General features: G+C 58.9%; 11 protein-coding genes. 3 read left to right on the top strand and 8 right to left on the bottom strand.

The features are described 5' to 3' along the window. Positions 1–70: 70 nt before the first annotated feature. The gene (locus ARC85_RS05760; RefSeq protein WP_014422723.1) at positions 71–3,181 is read right to left on the bottom strand and encodes an efflux RND transporter permease subunit; all 3,111 of its coding nucleotides are present in this window, start codon (positions 3,179–3,181) and stop codon (positions 71–73) included. After that, positions 3,181–4,356 carry an efflux RND transporter periplasmic adaptor subunit gene (locus ARC85_RS05755; protein WP_286714494.1) on the bottom strand — a complete coding sequence of 392 codons (1,176 nt, stop codon included), beginning with the start codon at positions 4,354–4,356 and terminating at the stop codon, positions 3,181–3,183. The genes ARC85_RS05760 and ARC85_RS05755 overlap by 1 nt, the downstream gene beginning before the upstream one ends. Positions 4,357–4,576: 220 nt before the next feature. Between ARC85_RS05755 and ARC85_RS05750 the strand changes: the two genes are divergently transcribed. Further along, on the top strand, positions 4,577–5,185 hold the full coding sequence (locus tag ARC85_RS05750; protein WP_014422725.1) for a TetR family transcriptional regulator: 609 nt from the start codon (positions 4,577–4,579) through the stop codon (positions 5,183–5,185). A 7-nt stretch (positions 5,186–5,192) separates the two neighbouring features. On the opposite strand, the gene ARC85_RS05745 is transcribed toward ARC85_RS05750, so the two are convergent. Further along, the gene (locus ARC85_RS05745; RefSeq protein ID WP_286714493.1) at positions 5,193–7,007 is read right to left on the bottom strand and encodes an SLC13 family permease; all 1,815 of its coding nucleotides are present in this window, start codon (positions 7,005–7,007) and stop codon (positions 5,193–5,195) included. A 261-nt stretch (positions 7,008–7,268) separates the two neighbouring features. On the opposite strand from ARC85_RS05745, the gene ARC85_RS05740 reads away from it, so the two are divergent. Both ARC85_RS05740 and ARC85_RS05735 read left to right on the top strand, forming a co-directional pair. Then, positions 7,269–8,651: a sigma-54 dependent transcriptional regulator gene (locus ARC85_RS05740; RefSeq protein ID WP_286714492.1), complete on the top strand. Its 1,383-nt coding sequence runs from the start codon at positions 7,269–7,271 to the stop codon at positions 8,649–8,651. After that, positions 8,648–9,709: a transporter gene (locus ARC85_RS05735; protein WP_286714491.1), complete on the top strand. Its 1,062-nt coding sequence runs from the start codon at positions 8,648–8,650 to the stop codon at positions 9,707–9,709. Before ARC85_RS05740 ends, ARC85_RS05735 begins: the two co-directional genes overlap by 4 nt. 6 nt (positions 9,710–9,715) lie before the next feature. Here ARC85_RS05735 and ARC85_RS05730 read toward each other — a convergent pair whose 3' ends face one another. From ARC85_RS05730 to ARC85_RS05710, 5 genes are all read right to left on the bottom strand, one after another. Next, positions 9,716–10,180, bottom strand: coding sequence for a hypothetical protein (locus ARC85_RS05730; RefSeq protein ID WP_199454020.1), 465 nt, complete (start codon positions 10,178–10,180; stop codon positions 9,716–9,718). A gap of 4 nt (positions 10,181–10,184) precedes the next feature. Next, positions 10,185–10,970 carry a C39 family peptidase gene (locus tag ARC85_RS05725; RefSeq protein WP_286714490.1) on the bottom strand — a complete coding sequence of 262 codons (786 nt, stop codon included), beginning with the start codon at positions 10,968–10,970 and terminating at the stop codon, positions 10,185–10,187. Between the two features lie 15 nt (positions 10,971–10,985). Continuing rightward, positions 10,986–11,324: a hypothetical protein gene (locus ARC85_RS05720; RefSeq protein WP_011786875.1), complete on the bottom strand. Its 339-nt coding sequence runs from the start codon at positions 11,322–11,324 to the stop codon at positions 10,986–10,988. Between the two features lie 52 nt (positions 11,325–11,376). Further along, on the bottom strand, positions 11,377–12,426 hold the full coding sequence (locus tag ARC85_RS05715; RefSeq protein ID WP_286714489.1) for a hypothetical protein: 1,050 nt from the start codon (positions 12,424–12,426) through the stop codon (positions 11,377–11,379). 384 nt (positions 12,427–12,810) lie between these two features. Continuing rightward, positions 12,811–14,403, bottom strand: a complete 1,593-nt coding sequence (locus ARC85_RS05710) for an isocitrate lyase (protein ID WP_286714488.1) — start codon at positions 14,401–14,403, stop codon at positions 12,811–12,813. Positions 14,404–14,616 lie beyond the last annotated feature (213 nt).

Raw genomic sequence — 14,616 nt, 5'->3', positions numbered from 1 at the left:
CTTTATGACGACGATAGCCTGCCCCGATTCAGCTCACTCGCAAGTGGCAAGCAGGGCGCAAAAACTGCGATCAGGCGGCTTTGCGTTTGCGCCGCCAGTCCGCCAGGTCTTCGATCAGCTTGTAGAACAAGGGCACGAAGAACAGGGCCAGGGTACTGGCCACCAGCATGCCGCCAACCACCACGGTACCGATTTCCTGCCGGCTCACGGCACCCGCGCCGGTACTGAATGCCAGCGGCAAAGAACCCACGATGAACGTCAGCGCGGTCATCATGATCGCCCGGAAGCGCTGGCGGGCTGCGGTGCTGGCCGCCTCAAACGAGCTCATGCCCGTTTGCCGGTTCTGGGCGGCGAACTCAACGATCAGAATCGCGTTTTTCGCCGCCAGGCCAATCAGCACCAGCAACCCTACCTGGAAGTAGATGTCGTTGGGGAAGCCACGCAACAGCGAGGCCAGTGCTGCCCCGAATACCCCGAAGGGTACCGCGGTAGCCACTGCCACCGGCAAACCCCAGCGCTCGTATTGGGCGGCGAGGATCAGAAACACCAGTAGCAGCCCCATGCCAAAGGCGAGCGTGCCGGAGTCCGCAGAGTCCTGCAGCTGATAGGCTTCACCGGTCCAACCCAGCAACGTGTTTCGGTCAAACTGCTGATTGGCAACTTCCTGCAGCGCGGTCAGGGCTTCGCCCGTGGTGTGGCCCGGCGTCGGGTCCGCAAGCAGTTTGGCCGCGGGGTAGACGTTAAAGCGGTTCAGGATGTCCGGTCCGCTCACCCGCTCCAGCTCCACGAGTGAGCTCAGGGGAATCATCTCCCCATAGGAGGAACGCACAAACACCTTGCGCAGGTCATCCGGGTGGCTTCGGAATTCGCCTTCAGACTGCAGTGTCACCTGCCAGTTCCGCCCCTGCAGGGTAAAGTCGTTCACATACAGGCCGCCAAACGTGCTCTGCATGGTGGTGAATATCTGATCAACCGGCACACCTGCCGCCTGGGCTTTTTCCCGGTCAACAATCGCCTGATAGCGGGGAATGCCGGTATCCAGGGTCACCCGGACGTTGGTCAGTTCCGGGCGCTGGTTGGCAGCCTGAGTGAACCGGTCCGCCATCGCCTTGATCTCGGCTGGTGTGCGGCCACCACGGGCCTGGATGTAACCTTCCACACCGCCGGTGGTCGACAGCCCCTGGATCGGTGGCGGGGTAAAGGCAATGACAAAGGCTTCGGGCATACCAAACCCGATACCCATAATCTTGTTGGCAATGTCGGCCGCGCCCTGGCCTTCGCCTTCTCGCTCAGCCCAGTCCTCCAGCGTTACGAACGCGACACCGCTGTTGGTGCGCAAGGCACTGGAAATAATGTCAAAACCGGCAAAGGCGACAACGTCTTTCACCTCAGGCAGCTGCAGCATGTTCTGCGCCAGCTCGTCCCGGGTGCCTTCGGTGCGGCTGAGGGAAGAGGTGGCCGGTAATGAATAAGCCGTCAGCACAAAACCCTGGTCTTCCTGGGGCACCAGCCCGGACGGCATCTTGTTGAGCAGGAAAACGGTGCCACCAATCATGGCGGCAAACAGCAGCACGCCGATCACAGCGTGGCGCAGAAGCCAGTCCACCACCGCCGAGAAACCATTGGTGACCTTGTCGAAACCGGCATCAAACCAGCGGAATACGGTGAGCTGTTTGCCTTCATGGCCGAGCAACAGGGCACACATGGCGGGTGTCAGCGTCAGAGCCACGACACCGGAGATCACCACAGATACCGCAATGGTGATGGCAAACTGCCGGTAGAGTTCACCGCTGAGCCCACCCAGGAACGCAACCGGTGCAAACACCGCCACCAGCACCAGTGTGGACGCCACCACGGCCCCGGATACCTGGCTGACCGTAGTCACGGCGGCATTGTAGGGCGACATGCCCTCTTCCTTGATCAGCCGTTCCGCGTTTTCCATGATGATGATGGCGTTATCCACCACCACACCGATGGCCAGTATCAAGCCAAACAGGGTCAGCAGGTTGACCGAGAACCCCATGGCCTGCATGCCGGCAAACGTGCCCACCAGGGATACCGGAATGGCGATCAACGGAATCAGCGTGGCGTTGAAATGCTGCAGGAACAGGAAGGTCACCACAACCACCAGCAGCACCGCCACGATGAAGGTGGAGATCACCTCCTGAATGGAGATATCAATGAAGCGGGTGGTGTCGTAGGGAACATTGTATTCGAGGCCTTCCGGGAAACGGTCGGCAATTTCCTTCATGGCTTCGTTGACGGCTTCCGCTGCATCCAGCGCATTGGCGCCCGGCTGCAGATACACCCCCATAGGCACGGTGGCTCCGCCGTTGTAGATGGCGGCGAAATCGTAGTTCTGGGCACCCAGCTCTATCCGTGCCACATCTTTCAGGCGCAACGACGCGCCCTGATCATCACTGCGAAGAATCACTTCGCCAAATTCTTCCGGGCTGGTGAGCCGGCCCGGAGCGGACACGCTGAAGGTGAACGCCTGGCCTTCCGGCGCCGGCTCTGCCCCGATCCGGCCAGCGGCAAACTGGGCATTCTGGGCCCGCAACGCTCCGGCCACATCCGCCGGCGTCAGCTCGAACTGGGCCAGTTTGTCCGGGCGCAGCCAGATACGCATGGAGTAATCCTGGGCGCCAAACAGCGAGGCGTCCCCGATGCCGGGCAGGCGCACCAGCTCATCCAGCACGTTCAGCAGCGCGTAGTTGGAAATCTCCACCACATCCATGGAGTTGTCCGGTGAGGACAGGGTAATCACCTGCAGGATTGAGGTGGAACGGGATTCCACCTTCAGGCCCTGGTCCCGGACGGTCTGGGGCAACCGGGCCAAAGCCTGCTGCACGCGGTTGTTGACGTTGATCGTAGCCTGGTCCGGATCGGTACCGATTTCAAACGACACCGTCACCCGAAAACTGCCGGAGTCAGTGGCACTGGATTCCATGTAGATCATGTCGTCCACGCCGTTGATTTCCTGCTCAAGCGGCGCCACCACCGAATCTGAAATCACATCTGCACTGGCTCCCGGGAAGCGGCCGTCCACCACCACCTGAGGCGGTACCACGTTGGGGTACTGTTCCACCGGCAAACCCAGCAGGGCCAGCGCCCCGCCAAGGGTAATGATGATCGAGATAACCGATGCGAAGATCGGCCGGTCGATGAATGTTCTCAGCATCACTTGGCCTCCTCCGGGCTATCCGGATTGGTGACGTTGACGGCGGCGCCATCACGGAGGTTCACCAGACCACTGACAATGTAGCGATCGCCTGCTTCCAGGCCGCTCAGAAGGATTTGCCGGCTATCACTCACCGGCCCAAGCTCCACCTGCCGGACCCGGGCTTTGCTTTCTTCATCAACCACATAGACCACGGGGCCATTCTGCCCCTGGGTTACCGCCTTCTCGGGCACGGTAATCACATCGTCAAAACTCTGCAGTTCCACCCGTACCCGGACAAACTGCCCTGGCACAATCACATGCTCCGGATTCGGGAACACGGCTCGGGCCGACACCGTGCCGGTGCGGGGGTCGAGGGTTGAAGCGGTAAAGTCGATGCGGCCATCAAGGCCGTATTCGCTGCCGTCGGCCAGAACCAGGCGCGCCGAGACATTCTGTTCCTGGTCTGCCCGTACCATGCCCTCACGAGCAGCACGGCGAATGTTGGCGTCGTTTTCCGGCAGCGCAAAGCGAACGTGAACCGGGTCCAGCTGAACAATGGTGGTCAGCAGGGTGCCGGTATCGATCAGGCTACCCTCCGGAAAATCCTCCAGACTGGTCACGCCGCTGATTGGCGCCGTGACATCGGTGTAGCCGAGATCCAGTTCAGCCTGGGCCACGCCGGCATTGGCCACCGCCAGGTTGGCCCGGGCCAGTTCCAGTGCAGACTGGGCTGAATCCCGATCCCGTTCACTGACGGCGTTACGCTCAAACAAGGAGGAAATACGGTTCCATTCCCGCTCCGCTTGCTGAACATCCGCTTCGGCAACCTGGCGCTGGGCCCGGGCTCGCTGCAGTGCCGCCGCTGCGGGCTTGCGATCTATGCGGAACAAGGCATCACCTTCCCGCACCATCTGGCCTTCTTCGTATAGCCGCTGTTCCAGAATGCCGCTGATGCGAGCCCGGACTTCCACCTCCCGGGCACCCCGGGCACGGCCGGCGTAATCCTGCCTCACCGTGACATCGGCCAGCGTCGCCTGTTGCACCACAACCGCCGCCGGAGGCATCCCGCCCGCGCCGGCCTGCTGGCCTTCACCATCCTGACCGCTGCACCCCGTTAGCATCAGCAGTGTCGACAAACCAGCAAAAAGCAGCCCCTTGCGGGCGTTAGGGCGATGAGACATTTCAACGGGCATGGCGCGCTCTCCTGAACACCGAAACAGATCGTGTCATCAATTATGTAAATGTGTCCGGGCCAGCCAGCCCGGAGTGGCAATCGGTAAGATCAGGCAAGATACATTCATCCATGTATGTATGTAAACTGTCTTCAGGTATACTTACGTAGTTCCCGCAAGCGGTTCATACCCTGACGGGCCGGGACAAAGCCGGCGCAACACACCACCGGAAGACTTCATCATGGCGAGAAAGACAAAAGCCGAGGCGGAAGCCACCCGCGAATCCCTGCTCGATGCCGCCGAGAGCATGTTCATGGAGAAAGGCGTTGCCCGGGCATCGCTGGAAGAAATTGCCCGTACCGCCGGTGTAACCCGGGGCGCGGTCTACTGGCACTTCCGCAACAAGCAGGACATCCTGGATGCCATGCTGGAGCGGGTTCGCGCGCCGCTCGGCGAAATGCTCGATGAAGCGGCCATCAGCCAGGACAGCCTGACCAACCTGAAGCATCTCTGCGTTATCGCTCTCAGCAAGCTGGCCGAAGACGAACAGTACTTCCGGGTGTACTACATCCTCTTCCACCGCAACGAATCTGATCAGGCGCTGAACAAACACCGGGAGCTCGCGGAAGAGGGAATTGCCTTTGTGACCGACATTTTCCGCAGTCCTGAAAACGCGAAAAAACTGCGTCCGGGCCTGAGCCCGGAACTGGCGGGCTATCTGGTGCATACCCAGATGCTGGGACTGTTTTTCGACTGGCTGGCCAAACCTGAGCGCCTTCCGCTGGCCGAGGTTGCACCGATACTGGTGGAAACCGTTTTCAGTGGTCTGCTGGGTGAGCCGGAAGCCTGAGCTCCAGTCAGCCCCATACCCAGAGAATAACCGGCACCGCCGTGGCGGTGACCACCACAGACAGTGGCAACCCCAGGCGCCAATAATCGCCGAACCGGTAACCCGCGGGTTCCATGACCAGAGCATTGGATTGATGCCCTATCGGGGTCAGAAACGCGCAGGATGCGCCGATGGCGACGGCCATCAGCGTTGCGTCCGACGACAGCCCCAACTGACCAGCAACACCCAGGGCAATGGGTGCGACCAGAATGGCCGCCGCGGCATTGTTCACCACATTGGATAACAACATGGTGCCAATCAGAATAATCGACAGCACCAGCCAGGGCGCCTGTCCCTCACCGATGGCCAGAATCTGACGGGCGATAAGATCGGCGCCGCCGGTGGTCTCCAGGGCCTGCCCCACCGGAATCATCGCCGCCAGCAATACCACCACCGACCAGTCGATGGCCTTGTAGGCATCACTGGCTTCCAGCAGTCCGGCCAGCACCATGGCGACCGCACACGCCACCAGCGCAACGGGAGGCGTCACCCAGCCGGCGACAATAACGAGGATGGCAACGGCAAACAGCCCACCGGCCAGTCCGAGGCGTTTCTCCCGGCCAAACGCCAGCCCCCGTTCAGCCAGCGGCAGACAGCCCAGCGTCCTCAGATTAGCCGGAAGCGTCTCCTCGAAGCCCTGCACCAGCAGGATATCACCGGAACGAAAACGGATATCCGCCAGCCGCTGTTTGAGACGGTGGCCCTGCCGGGCGACGGCCACGACGTTGACACTGTAGCGCTCCCGAAGATTCAGACGGTTTGCGGTACGGCCGACCAGCTGTGAACCGGGTGTCACAACCGCCTCGATCAAGCGGGCATCGCCGGCAACCAGCTCATCCTCCGCCTGTTGCCGACGCCCTTTGCCTCCGGTGCCATCCTTTTCTTCCTCGTTCGGGGCGCCCGAAGCCAACGTCAGACCGGTGATCTCCAGAAACTCGCCCAGACTCTCGGTATCGGCTTCCACCAGCAGGACATCGTTTTCACGCAGAATGGTAAAAGTTGAGGGTGCCGGCGTTGTTTTGTCATCGCGGATCAACGACAAGACCACCAGATTGTTCTGGCTATCTCCGGCCGTCAGCAGGTTGTGCAGGGTGCTACCGGCATAGTCAGAACCTTCGGTCAGTTTCAGCTCCGTCAGGTAATCGCCCACGCTGAACAGTTTCTCGCCGGCGGCCGGGTCCTCCCGTTTCGGTGTCAGACGCCAGCCGATCAATCCGATAAAGACGATACCCGCCAGGCTAATGGCCAGCCCCACCGGCGCAAAGTCAAATAGCCCGAAGGTGCCCGCCTCTCGATAGCTGGCAATGATGATGTTGGGCGGGGTACCGATCAGCGTAATGGTGCCGCCCAGCAGCGACCCGAACGCCAGAGGCATGAGCAGCAGTGAAGGCGACCGCCCGGCTTCCCGGGACATCCAGATGGCGACCGGCATCAGAAGCGCCAGTGCCCCCACATTGTTGATAAATGCCGAACACACGGCCACCACGAGGGTCAGGGTCAGCACCTGAATCACGGCATTGTTCCCCACCCGGGCCAGCAGCCGCGCCACCTCGTCTACCACACCACCGTTAACCAGCCCCTGGCTGATAACCAGCACCGCCGCCACGGTAATCACGGCCGGGTGTCCGAAACCGGCGAATACGCTGTCAACCGGCACCAGTCCCGCAATGGCCACCGCCAGCAGCGCCAGCATGGCGACAACATCAAACCGCAACCGGTTCCAGATAAACGCTGCCAGGGTGACAAACAGAACGGCAAACACAATCCATTGATCCGCTACCATGCCCCTCGACTTCCTCCATAACCGTCAATAAGTTTTACAGATCGAGCCTGCACCGGCTCCGGAACCATCAGCAAGCATCTGTATTAACGGGATTACCCGATTCTGGTGCAAAACCTGCTATCGATCAGCTGAGACATTACCTGCATGGAAGCCCAGGCAGGTCACAGGGTCGTGGTCGACTATAGCAGTTCCCGCAGCAGTCCCCTCTCGTTTTCGAATACAGCGTTGTCGGTTGTTCAGTCCCTTTGCCGGAGCAAAGCTATGGAACAGAAACGACCGCTTGTCTGGTTGTCGGCGGCCCCTGATGCTGAAAACACACAGCTGCCCAACCTTCCTGGCTGGCAGATGACCGTCATCAGTAGTCGGCATGCCCCCGTGCTCCCAATGCCCGACTACCTGGGCAAACCCGTTGGGGTCTGTGTTCTCGCCGACCAGGACCCACCCACCCTGGAAAACACCAAAGGCTGGCTGGAGTTGCTACCGGTAACCACCTGGTTGGCGGTGGTCGGGCGACAGCAACTGAACAACGCGATGGTGTGCCGCCTGATCCGCGACTACTGCCAGGATTACCACACTCTTCCACTGGATCATCAACGACTGATCAATAGCCTTGGCCATATGTGGGGCATGCACGCCCTGAGCGCGAACCTGACTGGCCCGGAACTGCTCAGTTACCAGGACTATGTACTGGATGGTCCGTCACCGGCTATTCGTCAGGCCCGCAGCCTGTTGCGACGCTTCGCCGCAACTCAGGAACCCGTCATCGTCTACGGGGAAAACGGCACCGGCAAGGAGGCAGCAGCCCGGTTTATCCATGAACACTCGCCGCGCCACCATGGCCCCATAGCGGTCATCAACTGCGCCGCGCTACCCGAGCCCCTGACCCAGAGCGAACTGTTCGGCCATGAGCGCGGTGCCTTCACGCACGCACTGAAATCCAGAAAAGGTCGTATCGAAGCCGCCAACGGCGGCTCCCTGGTGCTATTGGGTGCCGATGAGCTTGGCCTTATGCAGCAATCTGCCATCCTGCGCTTCCTGGAGGAAGGCACAATCGAACCCGTGGGCTCGAATCATGCCGTGCAAGTCGATGTGCGGGTGATCGCCACCTGTAATACCCAACTGGACCAGAAAGTCACAGAGGGCAGTTTCAGAAGCGACGTGTTCTATCGGCTTGGCAACCTCACGGTAACCCTGCCACCGCTCAGAGAACGTCTGGAAGACCTGCCATATCTGGCCCAACGGGCCCTGGGCACATCGGAGGGAGAACACTACCGGCTTGGTAACGCCACTTTGCTGGCCATGGCCGCACATTCCTGGCCGGGCAATCTGCGGGAACTGCAGAACCGGCTCCGGCAGGCCGTTCTGCTTGCCCGGCAATTAAACATCCAGCCCGAAGACCTGGGGCTGCCTCCGGCCACATTACCCACACACATCGACCAGTTCAGCCTGGAGGCCTACCGGGCCCGGGCCGACCAGGAAGCCATCGCGACCAGTCTCGCCCTGACGCATCACAACGTCTCGGCTGCGGCGAGGCTACTGAATATTTCCCGAGTGTCGTTTTACCGACTGCTGGAAAAACACCAGCTGCAACCACCGTCGAACCACGGCCTTCCCAAGAAACGCGATCATGGAGATCTGTCATGAAACGTCTGGCCCTGTTCAGCTTCAGCCTATGCCTTACTCCGCTTGCCCTGGCCGAACCGCCTGCTCCGGATGAACGCACCGCCGGCACCACCGAGCAGCGGGAAGCGGCGGCCCAGGACAGCGCAACCACGATTGCCTCCATTACCGCAGACCGGGGTATCGTCACCCGGCCCGGGCGATTTACCATCGAGCCATCGTTTTCCCACGCCCACAGCAACGCAACCCGCGTGGCGGTTGAGGGGTACACAGTCATTCCGGCTCTGTTGGTGGGCTTGATCAACATCTCCGAGATCCAGCGCGATATTTTCGTCAGCGCGTTATCCCTGAAATACGGTTTCACCAGCCGGCTGGAAGGCAGCCTGCGATTGCCCTACCTGAGCATTCGGGAAGACCTTCGGGAACGGGAAGTGTTTCAGGGAACGCCAGTCGATACCGTGCGGGAATCGTCCGGTGATGGCATCGGTGATGCCGAGTTATCGATACGTTACCAGCTCAACGATGGCCTCGATGGCTGGCCTTATCTGATCGGTACTTTCCGGGCCCGGGCGCCCACCGGCGAAGGCCCCTACGATGTCGACCAGCGAATCATTACCGACAGCAGCGGCAACCCCATCGGGGTAGAGCTGGCCAACCGCCCCACCGGTTCAGGCTTCTGGGCGGTGGAACCGGGACTTTCCTTTATCTACCCGAGCGACCCGGCGGTTCTGTTCGGAAACCTGAGCTACGCCTGGACCATCAAGGAAGAGCAGGGCTTTGAAAACGGCGGCACCGTCGACCCTGGCGATGTGGTGCGATTCGGCTTCGGAATGGGCTTTGCGTTTAATGAACGCACTTCGTTCAGCCTGGGCTACGATCACTCGGTGATTCGCAAAACCACCTTTGAACATAGCAACGACCTGTTCTCGTCCAACTTCGACCGAATTCAGGTGGGTTCACTGTCTTTTGGGCTGTCGCACCGGCTTTCGTCCTCAACCACCATGAGCCTGACGGTGGCGGTGGGAGTCACCGACAACGCACCGAACAGTGAGATCACCCTCAAGCTGCCGATCAATCTCTGAAACTGATCACGGCAACATAGGCAGACTGAAATCCCGTGGCAACCGGTAGGCGCCACCGAGGTTGTTCAGTTCAATATTCAGTTGCCGGATGTTCTGGATGGTGGTTCCGTTCAGGCTGTTCTGGATGACCGTCATCCAGCCGCCCGAGCCGGCCACGGCGGTATCAAGCGCCAGTTGCCCTGCTCCGCTCTCCCAGGCTCCCTGAATGGATGCCAACTGGGTGCTGAGTCTGTCTGCGGCCATGGGATCGTTCAAATTCGGAATGGTCAGGCGATTAACAACCAGGGTCTGACCGTTCACGGCCAGTACCTGCTCAAGGCCAATGGAGATCTCCAGATTGTTCATCACAAAGCCGCCCCGGAGCTGATCCAGCTCGGTATCCGCCAGGCTGGTAACAGGTAGTCTCAGCTCGGCATGAACCGGCCCGGCTAGCAGACTCAGAGTAATCAGAACAGCCCATCCTTTAACCATGGTCTTACCACTCCTGTGTACTGGGCCAGTATGGCAGGGTATGTCCCAATGCCGGTGAGCCAAGCCCCTTGAATAGAGGTGCCCGGGCCAGGCCCGGCCAGTCGTCCCGATCCAGAAAACTGGCTCGCCCCATATCCAGATGGCTGCGTATCACGAAGGCGGAGCCATCCCAATGCTCCTGAAATTCTGCCCAACTGTAGGCTTTAAGCCCCCGGGCCGGATCGCCCACCAGCACTTCCTGATCACTGATGCCCTTGATCACCACAAAATGCCGATAACCTCCCAGCGTTACCAGGGCAATCACCGGCACGCGAACCTGATCCCTGAGACCGGCCAGCGGCATGCGGAATCCATCGGCCAGATATCCTTCGGACTCCAGATAACGCTTCATATCCAGCATGGAGAAGCCCTGCTGGCGCACTTTATCCTGATCCGCCAGAGTCCACATACCTTCAAACACTTCCTGCTCACTGACCTCATCGCCGTAGTGAAAGGACAACAGCGATGCCAGTGCCGCCGAGCCACAGCTGAAATCGTATTCCTGCTGGAACACGGCCGAGAATCGCTGATTCTGAAAGCTGGTGACAGACACCGGAACGTCCCCGGCAGGCCCGGGAACCAGCACGGTGCCGGCATGACTGAGTGTTGACAACGTTCCGGCCAGCGCACCGGCCAGGCAACACCTTAAAAACGGCCGGCGGGAAAGGCCGCCACACCACGGCGCTACGGGAGTTGCCGACAGCGCCTGACGGCTGCGTCCCTGACTGTTCCCGATGCGATTGGTAGCCATGGCGGCCGCCCCTCCTCAATGGTTGATGAGAATATTGATTTGCGTGCTGTCCTGAATGACCACCTGGTTGCCGGTGTTCTGGATGACGGTGGCAATGCCGCTCATGTTGCCGAAGGCCTGATCACTGATACGGTTGTCTCCCGTCTTGACCGGGCCAGACAACACGTTGCCAGACACCAGAGCGTTCTGTTCTGATTCATTGAGTTGCCACTGGAGCGGAATTCCCTGTCGCCCGCTGGCAGCCTCCAACTGATCGGCACTCATTGGCTCCGCATCAGGCCAATCCCCGGCCCAGCTTGCGGACGCCACCGACACCAGCGCAGCCATCAGCATCCTGTTGATGAATCTGGCCATGACACATCTCCCGACTAAACCGGGCTGCCCTGACCGGGCAGCCCGACCTGTCTCAGTTGCTGCCACCACCGGTACTCAGGTTGGACATTACGCTTACATTGGCCTGGGTTACGCTGCCAACGCCGGCATTCTGGGCAAATGCCCCGACCCCGGTGAAGTTGGCGGAGCCACCACTGATCTCGTTACCAGTGCGGGTATCCACATAGGAACCTTCACCGTTGGCGCTGCCATAGGTGACATTGGTGCCAGAGACCGAGCCGTTAAGCTCTGCATCATTCATGAACACTTCCAACGACAGATTCAGCGTGGTGGTGCTGTTGTCTGAGTTGTCACTGCTGTCGCTATTGTAGGAATCGGTGGCATTGGTGGAGTTGTCAGAACTGTCACTGTTGCCACTGTCCGCGATCTTGAACGAATCGTTCACGTTGGTGCTGTTATCGGAGTTGTCAGAGTTATCTGAGTTGTCCGAATTATCGGAGTTATCCGAGTTGTCTGACATGTCATTGCCACTATCAGCGACCTTGAAAGAGTCGCTAACGTTGGTGCTGTTGTCAGAGTTATCCGAGTTATCGGAGTTGTCTGATGCATCAGTATTGCCGCTATCGGCAATCTTGAAGGCATCGTTGACACTGGTGCTGTTGTCCGAATTGTCGGAATTATCCGAGTTATCCGAATTATCGGAGTTGTCAGACGCATCGGTATTGCCGCTGTCGGCAATCTTGAAGGCGTCGTTCACGTTGGTGCTGCTGTCCGAATTATCGGAATTATCCGAGTTGTTCGAATTATCGGAGTTATTGGAGTTGTCCGAATTATTCGAGTTATCAGACATGTTGTTTCCGCTGTCGGCGATCTTGAAAGAGTCCGCCACATCGGTGCTGTTGTCTGAATTGTTGGAGTTATCGGAGCTGTCCGAGTTATCGGAGTTGTTGGTGGAGTTGTCGTTGCCAGAATCCGCGTTACCGGAATAGTTGGTATTGGCAGCGGAATTGTCATTGGCATTGTTGTTGGGGTCACCGTCCCCACCCTGGTCAGCCAGTGCAAATCCGGAAATACCCATGCTCATGGCGATGGCAGCGGCTAGCAGATTTTTCTTGGTATTCATGATGTCATGTCCTTTTGATGGTATTGGCTTAAAGGGGTCCAACCCAACCCGCCAGCATTCGGGTAAGCCAAGGTCCAGACCCGCCCGGAGACAAGAGCGATTCCCGTGCCAGAAGCCAAGAAAATTGCTCAGGACATTGAAAACTATTGGGAAATTTGAATTTCAAAGGCGCCAGAAAACAACCGTGAATTGACGAACTGTTGCGCTGGTGAAACAGCAAACGGTGGCTACATATCAGCCATTTCGCTTTTGTCCCCCAATATCAGCAACCTGGAAAAATCCGCCAGTGTTAAAAAACAAAACCCCGCAGGGCGCGAGCCATGCGGGGTTTCTGGTAGCTGGCAGGCACCTGCGGGTGCCTGCCGGACAATCTGAACCGGTCGATTAACCGAACTGGTTCATGGTGTTGTCTTTACCACCGGCCTTCAGAGCCGCTTCACCAGCGAAGAACTCTTTGTGGTCATCACCGATGTTGGAACCGGCCATGTCCTGGTGCTTCACAGTAGCGATACCCTGACGGATTTCCTGACGCTGTACGCCAGCAACGTAAGCCAGCATGCCTTCGTCACCGAAGTAGCCTTTGGCCAGGTTGTCGGTAGACAGAGCCGCAGTGTGGTACGTCGGCAGAGTGATCAGGTGGTGGAATACACCGGCTTCACGGGACGCATCACGCTGGAAGTTACGGCACCACTCGTCGGCCAGCTGACCCAGCTCGGTGTTGTCGTACTCGGCGCTCATCAGATTGGCGCGGTCGTAGGCAGAAACGTCCTTGCCTTCTTCCTTCCATGCGTCGAATACCTGCTGACGGAAGTTCAGAGTCCAGTTGAAGGACGGGCTGTTGTTGTAAACCAGCTTGGCGTCGGGCACCACTTCCTTGATGCGGTTAACCATGCCAGCGATCTGGCCAACGTGCGGCTTCTCGGTTTCGATCCACAGCATGTCAGCGCCGTTCTGCAGGCTGGTGATGCAGTCCAGAACAACACGGTCTTCGCCAGAACCCGGCTTGAAGCAGAACAGGCCAGAGGCCAGACGCTTCGGCTTCAGCAGCTTGCCGTTGGACTTGATCACAACGTCGCCGTTCTCGATCTGGGAAGCGTCGTCGATGTACTCGCCGTCCAGGAAGCTGTTGTACTGGTCGCCCAGGTCACCCGGCTCGTTGGTTACCGCGATCTGCTTGGTCAGGCCAGCACCCAGGGAGTCAGTACGGGCAACGATCACACCGTCATCCACACCCAGTTCCAGGAACGCCAGGCGAACCGCGTTGATCTTGGACAGGAAGTCAGCGTGCGGAACGGTTACTTTACCGTCCTGGTGACCACACTGCTTCTCGTCAGAAACCTGGTTTTCGATCTGGATACAGCAAGCACCGGCTTCGATCATCTGCTTGGCCAGCAGGTAGGTGGCTTCGGCGTTACCGAAACCAGCGTCGATGTCCGCAATGATGGGCACAACGTGGGTTTCGTGGTTGTCGATCTGCTGCTCGATTTCCTTGGCCTTAGCGGTGTCACCAGCTTTCTCGGCCTCATCCAGAGCGCGGAACAGGTGGTTCAGTTCCCAGGCATCGGCCTGACGCAGGAAGGTGTACAGCTCTTCGATCAGGCCAGAAACCGCAGTCTTCTCGTGCATGGACTGGTCAGGCAGCGGGCCGAACTCGGAACGCAGGGCGGCAACCATCCAGCCAGACAGGTACAGGTAACGACGCTTGGTGGTACCGAAGTGCTTCTTGATGGAGATCATCTTCTGCTGGCCGATGAAACCGTGCCAGCAACCCAGAGACTGAGTGTACTTGGAAGAATCGGCATCGTAAGCAGCCATGTCTTCACGCATGATCTTGGCGGTGTACTTGGCGATGTCCAGACCAGTCTTGAACTTGTTCTGGGCGCGCATGCGGGCCGCGTGCTTCGGGTTGATGGCGTTCCAGGTCGGGTTCTGCTTCAGAATGGAAGCGATTTGGTCGACGTCTTGTGCGTAAGGCATGATCTCTATCCTTTCTACGTTTGTGTTCAAAAGGTTCGGAACGCTGCTGCCGGCAGCTTCCGGAGCCAGCCACCGGCCAGGTGAACCGGGCTGGTGGTGACGTTGGGCGTAACTTTAGTGCTTTCGAATTTATAATTGAAATTTATATGGTGTATTTTCGGCATTTTTTAAATGAATACACAGGATCCCTGTTGACAGGCTGAAGGCCTATTA

Source organism: Marinobacter sp. tcs-11, from assembly GCF_002049515.1.
GTDB classification, from domain to species: domain Bacteria; phylum Pseudomonadota; class Gammaproteobacteria; order Pseudomonadales; family Oleiphilaceae; genus Marinobacter; species Marinobacter nauticus.
The sequence above is the reverse complement of the archived record's forward strand: the minus strand, read 5'-3'. Positions and strand labels throughout refer to the sequence as shown.

Excerpts from the sequence above, each read along its gene's own strand:
- ARC85_RS05760 (WP_014422723.1), bottom strand. The coding sequence starts at position 3,181 with ATGCTGAGAACATTCATCGACCGGCCGATCTTCGCATCGGTTATCTCG.
- ARC85_RS05755 (WP_286714494.1), bottom strand. The coding sequence starts at position 4,356 with ATGCCCGTTGAAATGTCTCATCGCCCTAACGCCCGCAAGGGGCTGCTT.
- ARC85_RS05750 (WP_014422725.1), top strand. The coding sequence starts at position 4,577 with ATGGCGAGAAAGACAAAAGCCGAGGCGGAAGCCACCCGCGAATCCCTG.
- ARC85_RS05745 (WP_286714493.1), bottom strand. The coding sequence starts at position 7,007 with ATGGTAGCGGATCAATGGATTGTGTTTGCCGTTCTGTTTGTCACCCTG.
- ARC85_RS05740 (WP_286714492.1), top strand. The coding sequence starts at position 7,269 with ATGGAACAGAAACGACCGCTTGTCTGGTTGTCGGCGGCCCCTGATGCT.
- ARC85_RS05735 (WP_286714491.1), top strand. The coding sequence starts at position 8,648 with ATGAAACGTCTGGCCCTGTTCAGCTTCAGCCTATGCCTTACTCCGCTT.
- ARC85_RS05730 (WP_199454020.1), bottom strand. The coding sequence starts at position 10,180 with ATGGTTAAAGGATGGGCTGTTCTGATTACTCTGAGTCTGCTAGCCGGG.
- ARC85_RS05725 (WP_286714490.1), bottom strand. The coding sequence starts at position 10,970 with ATGGCTACCAATCGCATCGGGAACAGTCAGGGACGCAGCCGTCAGGCG.
- ARC85_RS05720 (WP_011786875.1), bottom strand. The coding sequence starts at position 11,324 with ATGGCCAGATTCATCAACAGGATGCTGATGGCTGCGCTGGTGTCGGTG.
- ARC85_RS05715 (WP_286714489.1), bottom strand. The coding sequence starts at position 12,426 with ATGAATACCAAGAAAAATCTGCTAGCCGCTGCCATCGCCATGAGCATG.
- ARC85_RS05710 (WP_286714488.1), bottom strand. The coding sequence starts at position 14,403 with ATGCCTTACGCACAAGACGTCGACCAAATCGCTTCCATTCTGAAGCAG.